At 72.9% G+C, this 18,775-nt stretch carries 12 protein-coding genes; 11 read left to right on the forward strand and 1 reads right to left on the reverse strand.

All coding sequences use genetic code 11. The annotated features are described in order from the left end of the window. Positions 1–36: 36 nt before the first annotated feature. Positions 37–1,683, reverse strand: a complete 1,647-nt coding sequence (locus GXY35_00125) for a phospholipid carrier-dependent glycosyltransferase (protein NLW93008.1) — start codon at positions 1,681–1,683, stop codon at positions 37–39. Positions 1,684–1,874: 191 nt separating this feature from the next. Between GXY35_00125 and GXY35_00130 the strand changes: the two genes are divergently transcribed. The 11 genes from GXY35_00130 (at position 1,875) to GXY35_00180 (ending at position 18,724) form a co-directional block, all read left to right on the forward strand. Beyond that, on the forward strand, positions 1,875–4,994 hold the full coding sequence (locus GXY35_00130) for a UvrD-helicase domain-containing protein (GenBank protein NLW93009.1): 3,120 nt from the start codon (positions 1,875–1,877) through the stop codon (positions 4,992–4,994). Then, positions 4,991–7,816: a hypothetical protein gene (locus tag GXY35_00135; GenBank protein ID NLW93010.1), complete on the forward strand. Its 2,826-nt coding sequence runs from the start codon at positions 4,991–4,993 to the stop codon at positions 7,814–7,816. The genes GXY35_00130 and GXY35_00135 overlap by 4 nt, the downstream gene beginning before the upstream one ends. 31 nt (positions 7,817–7,847) lie before the next feature. Further along, on the forward strand, positions 7,848–8,762 hold the full coding sequence (locus tag GXY35_00140; GenBank protein ID NLW93011.1) for a DMT family transporter: 915 nt from the start codon (positions 7,848–7,850) through the stop codon (positions 8,760–8,762). Positions 8,763–8,820: 58 nt separating this feature from the next. Then, positions 8,821–10,557 carry a hypothetical protein gene (locus GXY35_00145; GenBank protein ID NLW93012.1) on the forward strand — a complete coding sequence of 579 codons (1,737 nt, stop codon included), beginning with the start codon at positions 8,821–8,823 and terminating at the stop codon, positions 10,555–10,557. A gap of 65 nt (positions 10,558–10,622) precedes the next feature. Continuing rightward, positions 10,623–11,660: a rod shape-determining protein gene (locus GXY35_00150; protein NLW93013.1), complete on the forward strand. Its 1,038-nt coding sequence runs from the start codon at positions 10,623–10,625 to the stop codon at positions 11,658–11,660. An 8-nt stretch (positions 11,661–11,668) separates the two neighbouring features. Beyond that, positions 11,669–12,490: a rod shape-determining protein MreC gene (gene mreC / locus GXY35_00155; protein ID NLW93014.1), complete on the forward strand. Its 822-nt coding sequence runs from the start codon at positions 11,669–11,671 to the stop codon at positions 12,488–12,490. Next, the gene (locus GXY35_00160) at positions 12,487–12,951 is read left to right on the forward strand and encodes a hypothetical protein (GenBank protein ID NLW93015.1); all 465 of its coding nucleotides are present in this window, start codon (positions 12,487–12,489) and stop codon (positions 12,949–12,951) included. The genes mreC and GXY35_00160 overlap by 4 nt, the downstream gene beginning before the upstream one ends. Before the next feature lie 7 nt (positions 12,952–12,958). After that, a complete protein-coding gene (mrdA, locus tag GXY35_00165) occupies positions 12,959–14,755 on the forward strand; it encodes a penicillin-binding protein 2 (GenBank protein ID NLW93016.1) in 1,797 nt (598 codons plus the stop codon). A 49-nt stretch (positions 14,756–14,804) separates the two neighbouring features. Continuing rightward, positions 14,805–15,902 carry a rod shape-determining protein RodA gene (gene rodA / locus GXY35_00170; GenBank protein ID NLW93017.1) on the forward strand — a complete coding sequence of 366 codons (1,098 nt, stop codon included), beginning with the start codon at positions 14,805–14,807 and terminating at the stop codon, positions 15,900–15,902. 76 nt (positions 15,903–15,978) lie between these two features. After that, positions 15,979–17,850, forward strand: coding sequence for a TIGR03960 family B12-binding radical SAM protein (locus tag GXY35_00175; GenBank protein NLW93018.1), 1,872 nt, complete (start codon positions 15,979–15,981; stop codon positions 17,848–17,850). Between the two features lie 31 nt (positions 17,851–17,881). Further along, entirely contained in the window at positions 17,882–18,724 is an 843-nt protein-coding gene (locus GXY35_00180) for a hypothetical protein (protein ID NLW93019.1), read from the forward strand. Positions 18,725–18,775 lie beyond the last annotated feature (51 nt).

Consider the following 18,775-nt stretch of genomic DNA (forward strand, 5'->3'; position numbering starts at 1 on the left):
CCGGTCTGAACCGTTCCGCGGCAACACGGAACCGTGCTACCAGTCCGCCCGGTTCGCGATCAGCCGGTTGTCCGGGTCGGCCTCGAAGGCGGGGGCGGGGACGCGGTGCAACAGCCCCGAGAACGACGGGTCGCCGCGCAGGGCGTCGAGGGCCCCCTGCTCCAGAATCGCGAAAACCGTCTCCGGCTTCCCGAACGCCGCCTTGAGCTCCTCCGGGCGGTCGAGTTCCCGCAGCGTGCGGTCCGCGTAAAACGCGACGCTCCCCCTGAGATTGTCCCCGGGACGGTAAAGGTAGAGCGCGCGGTCGCCGACGATTTCCCTCGCCTCGCGCGCCAGGTCGAAGAGGCACCGCTTCCGGTAGCGCGCGGCCGAGACCGGGGGCGCGCTGGAGACGACGAGCGCGCAGAGGACGAGGGAGAGGGCGGGGAAGAACGCGGAGGAGGGGCGCCGCCGCGCCAGGGCCGCCCCGGCCGCCGCGGCCGGGGCGAGGGCGAGGAGGGCGGCGATCGCGAGCACGAGGCGGGCGGGGAGGAGCGGGGAGACGAGGCTGAGCGCCGCGAACGGGAACACCGCCCCCATCCAGGCGGCCCCGCGCCACGCCGTCTCTTCCCCGACCGCCGTCCTGTCGAGGAGCCACCCGGCGACGAGCATCGCCATCGCCGCGTAGGAGGGGAGAAGGTAGGAGCGCTCCTTGATGGCGGAGAAGGAGAAGGCGACCGCCGGGAGGAAGGCCCAGATGAGGAGGAGGATGAGGAAGTGCCGGTCGCCGCGCGTTCCCCGCCGGACGGCGGCGATCGCGCCCCACGCCGCCAGCGGCAGGAGCGCCGTCCAGGGGCCCAGCGTCTCCGGGAGCGTGGTGAGATAGTAGTGCCACGGCATCTGGCGCCCGAGGTCGGTGTGATGGAAGCGGGTTCCGGCGAACTCGAAATGGACCTGGAGGAACCGCCCGAGGAGGTTGTTGACGAAATGCTCGTGGAGGTACGGCATCCCCCCCTCCCGGTAGAGGAGGGCGACCCACACGCCCGCGGGGACGATGAAGAGGAGGAGGGGGACGGGGGAGACGCACCGGCGCGGCAGGTCCCAGCGGCGGGTCGCCGCGCAGGACGCGAGGGCGACCAGGGCGACGGTGAAGACGGCGACGGCCCCTTTCGTCAGAAACGCCCCCGCCGAGAAGAGGGCGAAGAGGGCCGGGAGCAGGGCGTTCGCGGGCTCTTCCGGCCGCCGCAGCATCTCCGCGCCGAGGCAGGCCAGCGCGCACGAGCAGAAGGCGCCGACGCCGATGTCGAGCAGAATGCGGTGGCTGTAGTTCCAGAAGCGCGGCATCGTGAGAAGGACGAGGAGCGCGAGCCACGCGGCGCGTTCCCCGCGCCAGCGGCGGGCGAGGAGGAACGTCGCGGCGAGCATCACGGCCCCCAGGAGCACGGAGACGGCGCGGGCGACCGGCGCCGATACGCCCCCGGCGGCGGCGTAGGCCAGGGCGACGAGGTCGTAGTAGAGGGGCGGCTTCTCGAGGAACGGGAGGCCGCAGAGGCGGGGCACGATCCAGTGCCCCTCCCGCAGCGTCTCCCGCGCGATCTCCGCCTCTCGCGGCTCGTCGGGGCCGAAGAGCCGGCTCTGGTTGACGCCGGTCGCCATCGCCGCGGCCACCGCCGCCAGGAGAAGAACGGAACGCGCATGTCTCATCCGGGATCCCCGCGACCCGGCGGATCGATAGGGGCCGTCGGGCGGAACCCCATGATACGGCGCGGGGGGGGAGCGGCTCAAGACGGAAGTTGGGCGGCCCTGCCGGACCTGTCGGCCGTGTTGGACCGCACGGCGCGGCCTGTCCGCCCGCGGGGAATACGGGTATAATGTCCCGACCCGGGGGGGACGCGATGGCGAAACGGAACGCGGACGGTGCGGCGGGACCCGATCCCGGTTTCCCCGAGATCAGGGTCGTCGAGGCGTCGGCGGGCGCGGGGAAGACCTACGCCCTCGCCGCGAGATACCTCCGTCTCCTGATGGAGCCGGGGGAGGAGCTCGGCGCCATTCTCGCCATCACCTTCACCAACAAGGCGACGCGCGAGATGAAGGGGCGGATCCTCGACCTCCTGAAGAAACTCGCCCTCGACGCCTTCGACCGGCCGGAGGAGCGGGACGCGCTCAGCGAGAAACTCCCGGCCTCCGGGGGGGCCGTCGCCTCCCGCGCCGCCGCCCTCGTCGACCGGATCGTGCGGAACTACCATTCATTCCAGGTCCAGACCATCGACAGCTTCATCAACAGTCTCCTCTCCGGCTGCGCCTACGAGCTGAACCTCTCCCCCGGCTTCTCGATCACGCGCGACCGGGGCGACTACCTCGCCTGGAGCGTCGACCGCTGCGTCGAGCGGGCGGCGCGGGAGCCGGAGATCCGCGAAACGATCGAGGCCTTCGTCACGCACTATCTCGTCTTCGACCGCGGCGCCCGCTGGCTCCCGAAGGAGGAGATACTCAGGACCGTCGCGATGCTCTCCGACGAGCGCGACCGTCACGGCGGCCGGTTCGTCGCCTCCGGCGTCTCGCCGGAGCCCGCCGTCGACGCGCTCCGCAGGATGCTCCTCCGCCTCCAGGCGCGCATCCCCGAGGGGACGCACGCCAACCTCGCCAAGGCGTTGCGGACGGCCGTTTCCGCGCGCGGCCGCCTCGACCTCGGCGCCCTCTCGAGCGTCTACTTTGTGCGAGACGAGTTCCCGATGACGAAGGGGCGCGAGGCGCCCCCGGAGATCCGCGAGCTGTGGCGCCGGATCCGCGCCGCGATCCCCGAGGCCGCCGAGGCGGAGGCACGCGCCTTCTTCGACTGCGACGTGCGGCTGTTCGGGTTCGCCTCCGACGAGTGCGCCGCGCGCGCCCGCGAAGACGACCTGGTCTTTCTCGGCGAACTGAACCGCCGCGCCCGGGAACTGCTGGCCAGCGGGCGCGTCGGCGTGCCGGAGCTCTACCTCCGCTTCGCGACCGCCTTCCGGCATTTCCTCATCGACGAGTTCCAGGACACGAGCGGCCTGCAGTGGATGAACCTCGAGGGGCTGGTCCGCGAGGCCCTCTCGACGGGCGGGTCGCTCTTCTACGTCGGCGACCGCAAGCAGGCGATCTACCGCTTCCGGGGGGGCGACGCGGAGCTGTTCGACCGCGTCGCCGCCGACCTCGCGGGGCAGGCGCCGGTGCGGCGCGAAACGCTGGGCCTCAACCGGCGCAGTTGCCGGGCGATCGTCGAGTTCAACAACGAGATCTTCTCGCCGGGGAACGTCGCCCGTTTCGTCGCCTCGCTCTCGCCGGAACGCGACGACGATCCCCGGGCCCTCCGCCCGGAGGATATCGACCGGATCGCGGAGGTCTTCGGCTCCGCCCGCCAGACCCATCTCCCCGGGCGCGCGCCGGGTTTCGTGACGGTCGAGGGGGTCGACGGCGACCGGGTCCGCGAACGGCTCGTCCCGCTGATTCGCGAGCTCTGCGGCCGTTTCGAGCCGCGGGAGATCGCGGTGCTGGCGCGGGGGAACGAGGAGGTGGAGGAGATCGCGTCGTGGCTCTCGGAGGAGGAGATCGCCGCCGCCTCGGAACGGACCCTGAGCGTGGCCCACCACCCGCTCGTGCGGGAGATCTGCGCCCTGCTCCGGTTCCTCGACTCCCCCGTCGCCGACCTCGCATTCGCGGCCTGGATCACGGGGGCGATCTTCACCGCCGCCGCGGGGGTCTCCGCGGACGAGATGCGCGGGTTCATCTTTTCGCTCCGGGACGCGCGCCGCCGCGGCGGAACGGCATACCTCTACCGCGCCTTCCGCGACCGCTACCCGGCCGCGTGGGCGGCGCATTTCGAGGAGCTGTTCAGGAACGTCGGGTTCGTCCCGCTCTACGAGCTCGCCACCGACATCCTCCGCCGCTTCGGCGTGCACCGGCGCTTCGGTGAGTACCGCGGCTTCTTCCTGCGGTTCCTCGAGCTCATACGGGAGCAGGAGAAGGATCGCGGCGACATCGCCTCGTTCCTGGCGTACCTGGAGGCGGGGACGGGGGAGGATCTGTTCGTCCGGTACCCCGGGGTGAACGCCGTGCGCGTGATGACGATACACAAGGCGAAGGGGCTCGGGTTCCCCGCGGTGGTCGTGCCGTTCCTCGACTTCGATCCCGGCGGCGCCCGCGGCGCGCCCCGGTACCGGACGGTCCGCCGCGGCGAAGACGCCGCCCTGGTGCGGCTCGAGAAAAAGTACACCCGGCTCTCCCCGCGGCTCCGGGACGAGGATCGCGACGAGCACCGGAGGCGGGTGGCGGACGAGCTCAACGCCGTCTACGTCGCCTTCACGCGCGCCGCCGAGGAGCTCCGCGTGCTGCTGCCGGCGCCGAAACGCGGCCGGAACGCGGCGGAGGGGCTCATCCCCGCCGCCTTCAGGGAGCGCGGCGAGCCGCGCGCCGGCACGGTGCGGGGGCAGGCGGCGCGCCCCTCGGCGGTGGACTCCGGGCCGCCCGACTACCGCGACTGGATCGCCTTCCTGCGCGAGGAGTGCGTCGACCCCGGCGAGATCCTGCGGCGCGGGGAGATCGAACGGGGCGAGGTGCTGCACTGCATCCTTGCGCTGCTGGGCGACCTGTCGGGGGGCGGGGCCGAGGAGGCGCTGCGCCGGGCCGCGGCGGGGGCGCGGGAGCGGTTCCCGGGGAGGCGCTGCCTCCCGGACTGCGAGGCGGTCGTGCGGCGGCTCCTCGACCGGCCGTGGGCGGCGCGGCTGTTCGCGCCCGGCGCGGGCGCGGAGGTGTTCACCGAGAAGGAGATCGCCGACGCCTCGGGAGGGATCCGGCGCATCGACCGGCTGATCGTGCGCCCGGAATCGGTGCGGGTGGTGGATTTCAAGAGCGGCGCGGCGCACCGGGAGGCGCACCGGGCGCAGCTGCGCGGCTACGCGGCGCTCGCGGCGGCGCGGTACCCGGGCCGCGCGGTCGCCGGCACCCTCGTCTACCTCGACCGCGGAGAGGCGGAGGAGGTGGCGTTGTGAAGCCGGTCCCGGGCGCGATCACGACGCTCCGCTTCGAGGACGACTGCATCGGGGCGCTCGCCGACCGCCTCGCGGACGAGGCCGCGCGGCGGGGAGGGGACCTGAGCCGCCTCGCCGTGGTGTTCGGCGGCAGGCGCCCGGCGATGTTCCTCTCCCGCGCGCTCGGCGCGCGCATCGGCGGCGCCTTCTTCCCGCCGCGCTGCTTCACGATGGACGGCCTCATGGAGCATCTGCTCGCCGCGTCCGGGCCGCGGCGGCGCATACCCCCGCTCGACGCCTGGCACCTGATCTGGCGTCTCGCGCAGGAGCGCGCCCCGGGGATGCTCGCCGGCCGCGGCTCCTTCTCCCGCTTCGCCGCGTGGGCGGCCGAGATCGCCGCGTTCATCGAGGAGCTGGATATCGAGGACGTGCCGCCGGACGCGCTCCTCTCCCTGGAGCGCGGCGCCGAGATCGGGATCGACGCCGCGCCCGGCGTGCGGGATCTCCTCCTGAACCTCACGGCGATACGCGGCGGGTACCACCGCCTCCTCGAGGAGCGCGGGGAGGTCACGCGCGGCCTGACGTACCTCCTCGCCTCGCGCGCCGTCGCCGGGCTCGCCCTCCCTGAATTCGACCGGATCCACCTCTGCGGCTTCTTCTCCCTGCACCGCACCGAGGAGCGGGTGGTGCGGGAGCTGTACCTGCGCGGCGACGCCGATCTCTGGTTCCAGCGCGGCGACGAGAACTGGCCGTCGCTGGAACGGCTCGCCGCGTCGCTCGGGAAACCGATCGCCCCCCCGCCCGGCGCCCGGAAGAACGGGCCCGCCGTCTCCCTCTGGGCCGGTTTCGACGCGCAGACGCAGGTGGGGATCGTGCGGAAGATCGTGGAGGGGATCCCCGACCGGGCGGGGACGGTGATCGTGCTGCCCGACGCCGGGAGCGTCATCCCCCTCGTCTCCGAGATCGCCGCGCTCGAGCCCGACTTCAACGTCTCCCTCGGCTACCCGCTGCGGCGCAGCGCCCTCTGCCACCTCCTCGGCTGCGTCTTCGACGCGCAGCGAAGCATGCGGGACGGCGCGTACCACGCCCGCGCGTACCTGCGGGTGCTCTCGCACCCGCTCGTGAAGAATCTGGCGGAGACCGGCGACGGGGCGCCTACCCGCGTCCTCGTCCACAAGGTCGAGGAGGCGCTGCGCGGGGAGGGGGAGTCCCCGCTCGCGGGGAGTCTGTTCGTGCGCCTGGCGGACCTCGAATCCGACGAGAGCATCCCGCGTCTCGCCGCCGCCTCGCTCGGCGAGATGGGCATCGAAAAGGATCCCGGGGCGCTCGCCGCCGCGCTCGCCGCCATCCACGCCGCCGCCCTGCGCGCCTGGGAGCGGATCGAGAGCTTCGCGGGGTTCGCCGCGGCGCTGGAGTCGTTCGTCGACGTCCTCGTGCGCCAAAGCCCGCTCGAGCGCTACCCGCTCAACCTCACCTTCGCGGACAGGCTCCTCTCGATGGCGGCCGGCCTCGCCGAGTCGGAGGCGGGGAACGAACGGTTCGAGCGGGAGGAGATCTTCAAGCTGTTCACCCGGATGCTGGAACGCGAGACGATCGGCTTCTCCGGTTCGCCGCTGCGGGGGCTCCAGATCCTGGGGCTGATGGAGACGCGGTCGCTCGACTTCCGGCACGTGGTCGTGATGGACGTGAACGAGTCCGCGCTCCCGGCCCTGAAGGGGCCGGACCCGCTGCTGCCCCGGCGGGTGCGGCTGGAACTCGGCCTCGACCGCGTGGAGCAGGAGGAGGAGATCCAGCGCTACCATTTCAGCCGCCTCGTCGCGCACGCGGAGACGGTCCACCTCGTCTACAGCGACCGGGAGGAGGGGGAGGGGCGGAGCCGCTTCATCGAGGAGCTCGTCTGGAGGGCGCAGCGCCTGCACGGGCAACTCGACGCCCTGCCCGTGCGGCGCGCCCACGTGCCGGTGCGGCTCTCGCTCGCCCAGGCCCCGGTCCCCAAGACGGAGGAGACGCTCCGGCTCCTGGAGCGCTTCCGGTACTCCCCCTCGAGCCTCGACGCCTACCTCGCCTGCCCGCTCAGGTTCTACCACGCGTACGTCCTGCGCCTGAGGGAGGCCGAGGATCTGCTCGAGGAGCCGGGGGGCGCGGAGATAGGGCGGTTCGTCCATACGCTGCTTTTCGAAACGTTCACCCCGTTCATCGGCACGCGGCCGCGGATCGACAAGCGGTTCAGAAAGCGCTTCTTCGCGAGGATGGAGGAGCTGTTTGCGGAGACGTTCGAACGCCGGATGCGGTCGGACGCGTTCATCCTCAGACAGGTGCTGCGGGTGCGGCTCGAACGGTTTCTCGACGCCGAGGCGGCGCGCGAGGTCGAGGCGGTCCTCGCGCTGGAGGAGCGTTTCGAGGGGGGGCTGCCGTGCGGGGAGGGGGAGCGCCTCTTCTCCTGCCGGGTCGACAGGATCGACCGCGAGCCGGGGGGCGGGATCGTCGTCATCGACTACAAGACCGGCGCGGCCGAGGCGCCGGGGGGGGTCGACGCGCTCGCCCGGATGGAGCCGGCGCGCGAGTCGATCCTTCGCGGGATCCGCTCGTTCCAGCTCCCGCTCTACTGCCGTTTCGCGGGCGAACGGCACCCCGGCGTTCCGGTGCGCGCCGAGCTCGTCGACCTCAGGGACTGCTCGCGGAAGCCGTTCCCGAAGGATCCGTCCGCGTTCGACGAGGCGATGGCCCGCTGCAACGAGGCCCTCGAACGGATCCTGTGCGAGATCGCCGACCCGGCGGTGCCGTTCGCCGCCTCCGAGGGGCGCTGGTGCAGCTGGTGCCCGTTCACGGCGATGTGCCGCTGAGTGCCGCGGCGCGGCGGCAGGCGAGGAGGAGATGAAACCGTCCCGTTTCGCGGCGTTCTCGATGCTGACGGTGGCGGTCGCGTTCTGGGGGGCGTCGTATCCGGTCACCCGGTACGCGCTGCGCTTCATCCCCCCGTTCACGCTCGGCTTCGCCCGTTTCGCGGCCGCCGCCCTCCTCCTCGCCGCGTTCGTCCGGCCGGCCGCCGCGCCGCCGCGGGGGGAGCGGGCGGCGCTCCTGGCGCTCGGGTTCACCGGCTCGTTCCTCTTCGTCGGCCTGATGAACCTGGGGATGCGCGCCACGACCGGGGTGGCCGGATCGCTCCTCTCCGCGACGCCCCCGGTCCTCACCGCCCTGCTCGCCGCCGCGTTCCTCGGCGAACCGCTCCGACGCGGACGGGTCGCGGGGCTCGCCGCCGGAATCGCGGGGGTCGTCCTGGTCGCGCGGGCCCCGGGGGGCGGGGCGTCTCCGGCCGCGGATTTCGTCCGGGGGAACGCGATCATACTCCTCTCCCAGGTCTGCTGGGCCTCCTACACGATGCTCGGGCGCCGGTTCGCGCTCCGGTGCGCGGGCGACACGGCGGCCTTCTGGACGACCGCCGTCGGGGCGCTGCTCCTCCTCCCGCTCTCCTGCCTCGAGCTCCTCCGCGGCGCCGCGATCGTCGTGACGGCGGGGGGCGCGCTCGCCCTGCTCTACCTCTCGGTCCTCAACACCGCCCTCGCGTACCTGTTCTGGAACCGCGCCCTCCGCACGGTGGGGGCGTCGACCGCGGCGGGGTTCCAGTACCTCCAGCCGCTCTCCGGGGCGTTCGTCTCGATCGCCTTCCTCGGCGAACGGCTCTCGCCGCCGCTCGTGGCGGGCGCCGCCTTGATACTGGCGGGCGTCTGGTTCGTGTTGCGGGGGGAAGGCGCACGAGACGGGAACGCCGCGGCCGCGGTTCCGGATTGACGCGCCGGGAGGCGTGGGATACCATTCGATAGGCATCGCCACCTGATCGGAGGAGACAATGAAGAAGCTGCTCGCCGCGCTGCTGCTGCTCGTTCTCGCCGGCTTCGTCTGGGTCCTGGCGTCTCGCGGGAGGTTCGAGCCGCCGTTCGCGGGCGCGTTCCCCTCGGGAGCGATCGCCTACGCCGCGGTGAAGGACGGGGGGGCGCTCGCGCGCGAGGTGGGCGGGTCGAACTTCTGGAAGGCGTTGCGCGATATCGAGAGCATCGGCGCCGCGGCGCCCGGCCCCGGCCGGACTGCGGCGGTCGCCGCGGTCCCGGCGGCGCTCTCCCGGATGCTCGGCGAGGAGGCGGCGATCGCCTTCTACGGGGAGAAGAGCCCCTTCGGCACCTCGGTCCTCTTCGCGGTGAAGGGCCCCGAGGCGCGCGAGGCGCTGCGCGCCCTCGCGCGGACGACGCGGCGCCGCGCGGAAACAGGCGAGGGGATGGAACGGTGCGCCTTCGAGGTGCCCGGCGCGCCGGGTTTGCGGGGGGCCTGCGCCGCGGACGATGCGGCGGGTTTCGCCGCGGTGTCGTCGCGCGACCCGGAGCTTCTGCTGAAGGCCGCGCTCGACCTCCGGGCGGGCGCGGGAGGGGCGGAGCCGCTCCGGAACGACCGCAGATTCAGGGCGGGGATCGGGAAACCGCCCCGCGGCGCCGGGGGGAGCCTGCTCGCCTGCGGATGGATGAACGACGAGGCGATCGAGGCGGCGGCGAGGTCGAGCGCCGCGGCCGCCGGGCTGGCCGCCGCGAACGTCCCCGCGGCCGCCCGGTCGCTCGCGGCGTCGGCGGAACGGTTCCCGGCGGTCTCCGCCGGGGGGTACCTGTTCCGGGACCGCGGCTTCCACGGGAGCCTCCGCACCCGTGTCGACCGGGCGCGCCTCACCGCGGAGCAGCAGGCGGTCTGGCCGGCCGCCTCGGGGACGCTCGGGGCGCTCGCCCTCGCGCCGAAGGGGACGATCCTCGTGAGCGCCGCGCGCATCCGGAACGCCGCGGCGGCGTGGGAGTTGTTCCGGGCGGATGCGAACCCGGTGGGAAGCGCCGTGGCGGGCTGGCTCTCGCGGCACGGGATCGACTTCGAGCGGGACGTGGCGCCCTGGGTGGGCGACGAGGTGAGCGTGCAGCTCTCCGACGTGCGCACGGGAGGCCTCTTCCCGCTCGCGGGCGCCGAGCTGATCGTGGCGGTGAAGGACCGGCGGGCGGCCGAGCGCGCCGTCGTGCGCCTGATGGAGGCGATGGGCGGCGGCGGGGCCGCCGGGGCGGGGCAGGCGTGGGATTTCCTCCGCCCCACGCTCTCGCGAAGCGCGCACCGCGGCGTCGAGGTGACGACGCTCGGCTACCCGGTCCCGGGCCTCTCCCCCTCGTTCGCCTTCGTCGGCGACCGCCTCGTCGTCGGGCTCGACCGCGCGTCGGTCCACGACATCGTCGACACCGCCGCGGGCGTCCGCGAACCGCTCTCCTCCGACGCCGTCTTCGCCGCGATGCGCGCGGCCGCCCCCGCGCGGCTGAACAGCTTCGCCTGGATCGACGGCGAGCGGGCGCTGCGGGCGGGCGAGGGGGTGCTCGCCTGGGCCCTCGCCGTGAAGCGCCTCGCCCGGTCGGTCTCCGACGCCCCGGTCCCCGAGTCGGAGCTCCGTCTCGAGGCGGATCTCCCGCGGATCTGCGCCGCCGCCGGGGTAGTCCGCGCCGCGATGACCGCCAGCGCCTGCGGCGACGACACGGTGGAGCAGTATTTCGCCGTGCGGCTGCAGGACATCTGAAATCCGTTGCCTCGCCGCCGCGGCTCGGCTAGAATGCTCCGGATCGGCATACCGGAAGGGGCGCCATGCTCAGCTACCTGCTGGGGCTGTTCTCCAACGACATCGGGATCGACCTCGGAACCGCCAACACCCTCGTCTACGTGAAGGGGGAGGGGATCGTGTTGCTGGAGCCCTCCGTCGTGGCGGTGCAGGCCGGCACGAACAACGTGCTCGCGGTGGGCGAGGACGCCAAGAAGATGCTCGGCCGGACCCCGGGCTCCATCGTCGCCATCCGGCCCCTGAAGGACGGCGTCATCGCCGACTTCGACATCACCGAGAGCATGCTCCGGTACTTCATCCGCAAGGTCCACAACCGGAGGTCGCTCGTCGCGCCGCGCGTCGTCATCGCCGTCCCCTCCGGGATCACGGAGGTCGAGAAGCGGGCGGTGAAGGACTCCGCCGAGCAGGCGGGCGCGCGCCTCGTCTACCTCATCGAGGAGCCGATGGCCGCCGCCATCGGCATCGGCCTCCCCGTCCAGGAGCCGGCGGCGAACATGGTCGTCGACATCGGCGGCGGCACCACCGAGGTCGCCATCATCTCCCTCGCGGGGATCGTCTTCTCCAAGAGCGTCCGGGTGGGGGGGGACGAGATGGACGAGGCGATCATCCAGTACCTGAAACGGAACTACAACCTGATGGTGGGCGAGCGCACCGCGGAGGAGATCAAGATCTCCATCGGGTCCGCCTACCCGCTGGCCGAGGAGCGGGTGATGGAGGTGAAGGGCCGCGACCTCATCGCCGGGCTCCCCAAGACGCTGCGGATCACCTCCGAGGAGGTGCGCGAGGCGCTCTCCGAGTCGATCTCGACCATCGTGGAGGCGGTGCGGATCACGCTCGAACGCTGCCCCCCCGAACTCTCCGCCGACCTCGTCGACCGCGGCCTGATCATGACGGGGGGGGGCTCCCTGCTCAAAGGATTCCCCCGCCTCATCTCGGAGGAGACGGGCCTCCCCGTCCACCTCGCCGACGAGCCGCTGCAGACCGTCGCGCTCGGCACCGGGAAGGTGCTCGACGAGCTGTACTTCCTCCAGAGGTTCATCCCCGCGGAGCGCAAGAGGTCCTGATCGTTTAGATGTCGATCCGGAACGTTGCCCGGCTGGCCGTGGCCGCCGTTCTCGTCTGTGCGTTTCTCGCGCTCCCGGCGCGCGTCGCCGTCTCCACCCGCCTCCTCCTCGCCCAGGCGCTCTTCCCGCTCGTGCGGTGCGCCCGCGTCGTCCTGGACGCCCCCGGGCGGCTCGCGGCGTCGCTGGCCTCCCGCCGCCGGATCGAGGAGGAGAACGCGCTCCTGCGCCGGCAGTGCGCCGAGTTGCGCGGGCAGGTCTCCGCCCTGGGCGGCCTGAAGGAGGAGAAGAGCCGCCTGCAGCGCCTCCTCGAGTTCAGGGATTCCAGCCCGCTCGCGCTGCTCCCCGCGGAGGTGATCGGGCGCGACACGCAGCGCTGGTACAGCGGCGTCGTGATCGACAAGGGCGCGCGGCGCGGCGTCCGTCCGGGGATGGCGGTCGTTGCGGAGGGGGGGGTGGTGGGGAAGGTCGTCGACTGCGCCCCGGAGATCAGCACGGTCCTTCTCATCGTGGACCGGCGGAGCAGGGTGGGGGGGGTCGTCGCGCGCACGAGAGAGACCGGCCTCGCGGGAGGCTCGTCGTTCAACACCCTGCGCCTCGACTACCTCCCGCGCCGGCCGGATGCCAGGCCCGGCGACCGGGTGCTGACGTCGGGCCTCGGCGGCGTCTACCCGCGCGGGCTCGAAATCGGGACGGTCATCGGCGTCTACGACGGGGAGACCGGCCTCTCGAGCTGCGCCGACATCTCCCCGAGCGTCGACTTTTCGAGGCTGGAGGCGGTGTTCGTGGTGACCGGCAGGCGCGCGGGGGAGGAGGGGGACGTTCCCAGGTGAGAGCGCTTCCGGCGGCGTTCCTGATCGGCCTCGTCGCGGCGGTCCAGGCCGCGTGCGCGGCGACGCCGGCGGGGATCCGCCTCCCCGCCGACCCGCTGCTGGTCTCCGTCCTCTCCATCGCCGCGCTGTGCGGCGCGGAGGCGGCCGTGCTCGCGGCGGCGTTCGCCGGGATGTGCAAGGACGCCCTCTCCACGGGGCCGTTCGGCGTCTCCGCCGCGGTCTTCATCCCGCTCGCCCTGCTCATGAACCGGCTCCGCCTCGCGCGGGGGCCGGCGCACTGGGCCGTGGGGTCCGCCGCCGCCTTCGCGGGGACGCTCGCCGCGGCCGCCCTGTATCTCCTCTTCACCGCGCTCAGGGGCGAGCCGGCGTACGGGGGGCCGGGCCCGCTGCTTGCGGCCGCGCTCGTGAACGCCTGCATCGCGCCGCCGCTCCGCCTGGCGTGGCGCCTCGTGCTGAGGTGAGGAGACCGTGAAGGATCGGCTCGAAAGGTTCCCGGAGGAGGCGCTGTTCCCGACCCCCGCCGTGCGCGGGATCGCCTGCCTTGTCGCGGCGGCGCTGCTGGTCATCCTCTGCTGCCTCTGGTACGTCCAGGCCGTCCGCGGCGCGGAGTACCGCGAGATGGGGCGGAGCAACCGCGTGCGCCTCGTCCGGCGTCCCGCCCCGCGCGGCGCCATCCGCGACCGCCGCGGCGAGATCCTCGCCGACAGCCGCGTGAGCTTCGACGTCGAGGTCGTCCCCGGCGACGTCGAGGATATGGACGAGGCGGAGGAGGCGCTGGGGGGCATCCTCGGCATCGCGCCGGAGGAGGTGCGCGCCCGCATCGCCGCCGGCCGCTCGTACGCGTACCTGCCGGTGACGGTCGAGGCGGACGCGGGCGAGGAGGCGATGCTCGCGATCGAGGAGCGCCGCCCCGGGCTCGCCGGCGTGCAGGTCGGCGTCCGCCCGAGGAGGAGCTATCCCCACGGACGCCTGCTCTCGCACGTCCTCGGCCACCTCGGCGCCATCGATCCCGGGGAGTTCGAGCGGCTGAGGGAGCGGGGCTACACGCGGCAGGATTTCGTCGGCAAGAGCGGCATTGAGAAGCGGTGCGAACGCTTCCTCGCCGGCGCGGCGGGGGCCGAGGGGATACAGGTGGACAGCCGCGGCTACCTCGACCGGGTCCTCTACAGGCGGGACCCGGTCCCCGGCGCGGCGGTGTATCTGACGGTGGATCTGGCGACGCAGCGCGCCGCCGAAGCCGCCCTCGAGGGGGAGGTCGGCGCGGTGGTCGCGCTCGATCCGGCCACCGGCGCGGTGCTCGCCATGGCGAGCAGTCCCGGCTACGACCCGGCCGCGTTCCTCCCCCCCGCGGAGACGGAGCTCATCCGCGCCCTGATGAGCGACCCCTCGCTGCCGCTCGTGAACCGGGCGACGCAGGGCGTCTACTCCCCCGGCTCGACCTTCAAGCCGCTCGTCGCCTTGGCCGCCCTCGAGAGCGGCGCGATCTCGGGCGAGACGCGGTTCACCTGCACCGGCGCCTTCTTCCTCGGCAGGCGCCCGTTCAAATGCTGGCTCGAGAAGGGGCACGGGGCGGTCGCCGTCGAGGACGCCCTGATGTACTCGTGCAACGTTTTCTTCTACAATGCCGGCCACCGCGCGGGACGGGACGAGCTCGTGCGCGTCGCCTCCGCCTTCGGCTTCGACGAGCCGACCGGAATCGACCTCCCCGGCGAGCGGGCGGGCGTCGCCCCGACGGCCGCGTGGAGGGAGCGGCGCGGGATGCGCGCCTGGTATCCGGGCGACACCGTGGTGATGTCGATCGGGCAGGGGTATCTCTCCTTCACCCCGCTGAGGGCCGCGACACTCATCGCCGCGGTGGCCAACGGCGGGAAACTGCCGCGCCCCTTCCTGGTGGAGCGCGTCGTCTCCCCGCTGGGCGAGACGCTGCTCGAGGGCCGCCCGGAGACGGCGCGGGAGATCCCGCTCCGTCCCGGCGACCTCGCCCTCGTGCAGGAGGGGCTCCGCCGCGCGGTCAACTCCCGCTACGGGACCGGCCAGAAGGCCCGGCTGAAGGGGGTGGAGGTCGCCGGGAAAACCGGCACCGTGCAGGTGGGGACGGAGGAGCGGCGGAAAAACCACGCCTGGTTCATCGGCTACGCCCCGGCCGGCGAGCCGCGGATCGCCCTGGCGGTGCTGCTCGAGGGGCGCGAATCCGGCGGGTTCTTCGCCGCGCCCGTCGCGCAGAAGATCCTCGCCGCCTATTTCGGCGTCGACCTGCACGGGTAGAACACGGCGCGCCCGCCGCGGCGGCGGCGGACGCGTGGGGACGGACGGCATGCTGAACCTTTCGCGCTACCGGCACACCTCGTGGGCGATCACGGCCTGCGCCTCCGCGATCGTGGCGCTCGGCCTCGCCTTCATCTACAGCGCATCCCTCGGGATGGGGGAGGGGGCCGGGAGCGCGTACGTGGCGCGCCAGGCCGCGTGGGCGGCCATCGGCCTCGCGGCGGCGGCCCTGCTGGCGGCGACGGACTACCGGAGGCTGGCCTCCTCCGCGTATCTGCTCTACGGCGCCTGCATCCTCGTCCTCGTCCTCCTCCTCGCCGCCTCCGACGCGCGGCGGGGGGCGCGGAGCTGGTTCAGCATCGGCTCCTTCGCCGTGCAGCCGTCGGAGTTCGCCAAGATCGTCCTCATCCTCGCCCTCGCGCGGTACCTCTCGAGGGAGGACGCCTCGCGGCGGTCCGCCTCCTACCTCGGCGGCGCCCTGCTCCTCGCCGGCGTCCCGGTCGCCCTCATCCTGCGCGAGCCCGACCTCGGCACCGCCCTCGTCTTCGCGCCGGTCATTTTGGCGATGCTCCTCGTCGCGGGCGCCCGCCGCTCCTACCTCTCCGGGATCCTGCTGACGGGCCTCCTCTCCCTCCCCGCCGGCTGGCTGCTCCTCAAGCCGTACCAGAAGCTCCGGATCAAGGTCTTCCTCGACCCGCGGCTCGACCCGCTGCGCGCCGGCTACAACGCGATCCAGTCCCGCATCGCCGTGGGGGGCGGCGGGGTATGGGGGCAGGGCTGGCTCCACGGCACCCAGACGCACCTCCGGTTCCTCCCCGAGCGGCACACCGACTTCATCTTCTGCGTGCTCGCCGAGGAGGCGGGGTTCCTGGGCTGCGCCCTGCTGCTCGCGCTCTACGCGACGATCATCTTCGCGGGGTTGAGGATCGCGGAGCAGGCGCGCGACGAGTTCGGGAAGCTGGCGGCGGTCGGCATCACGGTGCTGCTGGCGGCCCACGTGGTGATCAACATCGGGATGACGATCGGGCTGCTCCCGATCACCGGGCTGCCGCTCCCGCTGATGAGCTACGGGGGCTCCTCGCTCGTGGGCACCTGCATCTCGCTCGGGGTGCTCCAGAGCATCAGCGCGCGGAGGTACGTCTTCTAGCGGCGCACGGCGAAGGCGGAACGGGGACGGGGGAGGGGGGCGAATGGACAACGGGGGAACGGCCGGGATCCGCGGCGTGCTCGAGCGGGAGGTGCTGCCGCGCGTGACGAAGCCGGGGCGTTACATCGGCGGGGAATTCGGCGCGACGCCGAAAAGCGGCGCGGAGGTGCGCATCGCGCTCGCCTTCCCGGACGTCTACGAGATCGGGATGAGCCACCTCGGGTTGAGGATCCTCTACTCCCTCGTCAACGCGCGCCCCGGTTTCGCCGCCGAGCGGGTCTTCGCCCCGTGGCCCGACATGGAGCGGGAGATGCGCGCGCGGGGGGTGCCGCTCTACGGGCTCGAGACCTTCCGGCCGCTGCGGGGATTCGACCTCGTCGGCTTCTCGCTCCAGCACGAGCTCACCTACACCAACATCCTCACGATGCTCGACCTCGGCGGCGTCCCGCTCCGCGCCCGCGACCGCGAATCCGCCCTCCCGCTCGTCGTCGCCGGCGGGCCGGGGGCGTACTCGCCGGGGCCGCTCGAGGAGTTCGTCGACCTGTTCGTGGTCGGCGACGGGGAGGAGGCGCTCCCCGAGCTGATGGAGGAGCTCGGGCGATGGAAGCGGGCGGGGGGCGGCGCGAGGGGCGACCTGATCCTCCGCCTCGCCCGCGGCGTGGCGGGCGTCTACGCGCCGTCCCTCTACCGGGAGCGGCGCCTCCCGGACGGGTCCCTCGGGGGGATCGAGCCGGTCACCGAGGGGGTCCCGGCGCCTGTGCGGCGCCGCCTCGTCGCGCAACTCGACTCGGCCCGCTGGCTCTCCGCCTTTCCGGTCCCGCACGTCGCCGCGGTGCACGACCGGGCGGCGATCGAGGTGCGGCGCGGCTGCGGGCAGGGGTGCCGGTTCTGCCAGGCGGGCTTCATCTACCGCCCGGTTCGGGACGAGTCGCCCGACCGCGTCTGCGCGGCGGCGGAGGAGGCCCTCCGCCGGACCGGGCACGGCGAGGTGGCCCTCTGCGCCCTGTCGATCGGCGACGTCCCCGGTCTCGCCTCCCTGGCGGAGCGGGTCGCGAAGCTCCCCGCCCCGGGGCCGGTCTCCCTGTCGATCCCCTCGCTCCGGCCCGACCGCCTCACGGACGCGCTCGCCGACCGCCTCTCCGCGGGGGCCAAGACGGGGATCACCCTCGCTCCCGAGGCGGGCACGGAGGCGATGCGGCGGCGGATCAACAAGAAGGTCTCGCTCGACGACCTGCTCCGGTTCGCCGCGGCGCTCAAGGACCGCGGCTGGAGATCCGTGAAGCTCTACTTCATGATCGGCCTCCCCGGCGAGACCGAAGAGGACCTCAAGGGGATCGCGGACTGCATCGGCCGTGTCGCGTCGCTGCGCGGCAGGGGGAAGGGGAGGTGGGAGGTCTCCGTGACCGTCTCGTCGTTCGTGCCCAAGGCGCACACGCCGTTCCAGCGGGACGGGATGACGTCGGCGGAGATGCTCCGCGACACGCAGCGATTCCTGCGCCGGGAGGTGCGGCAGCGGAACGCGACGCTCAGGTTCCACGACGTCGAATTGAGCGCGCTCGAGGGGGTCTTCTCCAGGGGCGACCGCCGCCTCGCCGCCGTCATCCTCGACGCTTGGCGCAGGGGGGCGCGCTTCGACGGCTGGAGGGAGTGCCACGACCCGTCGATCTGGAGGGAGGCGTTCCGCGGGGAGGGGATCGACCCGGCCGCGTACGCGGGCAGGAGCTTCCGCGAAGACGAGTTCCTCCCCTGGTCGGTCATCGATGCCGGCGTTTCGCCCGGCTACCTGCTCCGCGAGCGCCGGAAGGCCGCGCGCGGCGAGTTCACCCCCGACTGCGTGACGCACGGATGCCAGGGGTGCGGGGCCTGCGGGGCGGGGTGCGCGCCCCGGCCGGCCGGACCCGCCGGGGGAGCCCGCGCGGCGGCGGAGGCGCCCCAGGATCCCTCTTGACACCCGCGCGGCCGTCGGGCATCATGCCTCCATGTTCAGCCTCGGGCGACTCGCGCTGCTCCCCAACGGGCTCCGGGCGAAGTTCATCGCCGCCTTCGCCTGCATGTCCATCCTCCCCCTCCTGGTCTGCGTCTATATCATACTGACCTTCGTCTTCCCGTTCTCCGAGTCCCTCTGGCTGACCAGCACCATCCTCCTCCTCACGATGCTCATCGCCTACTGCGGGTTTCACCTGATGGATGAGATCGTCAACTCCATCATCGCCCTCTCGCGCACCGCCCGCCGTCTCGTGCCGCACGCCGCCGCCGGTCTCCAGGCCCATCCCGGCGGGGACGAGGTCACCGCGATCAAGCAGTCCCTTTCCACGCTCGCCGAGGACGTGGAGCGCAAGACGTTGAAGATGCGGCAGTTGGAGACCACGGACGAGAAGATCGGCATCTTCACCGAGCGGCACCTCAGGGCGCTTCTCGTGGAGGAACTCAAGCGGGCGGCGCTCTACCAGCGTCCGTGCGCCTTCGTGGTGGTCCGTTTCAAGAGCCGCCCCGGCACCGACCGGATCCTCGCGGACGCGGAACACGGCACGGCGGCGGTCAGGGGCCTGGCGGGCGTCGTGAAGCGCTACACCACGAAGATCGAGAAGGTCGGCAGGATGGGGCCGGCCGGCGTGGGCATCATTCTCCCCGAATGCAACCGCCAGCAGGCCATCCAGACGGCGGAACGCATCGTGGAGGATGCCGCCTCCTTCTCGTGGGGGCCGCTCTCCGCGATGGCGGACTGGGGTCCCGAGATCGCGGTGAGCGTCGTCTCGGCGCCCGTGGACGGCGTCGATCCGGCGATCCTGATCAAGAAGTGCCTGACCTCCCTCCCCGCGTGACCCGGCGGAGCCGCCGCGCGCGCCCTTTCAGTGACGGTCGTTTCGTCTCCG

Source organism: Chlamydiota bacterium, from assembly GCA_012729785.1.
Classification (GTDB): domain Bacteria; phylum Auribacterota; class Tritonobacteria; order UBA1439; family UBA1439; genus UBA1439.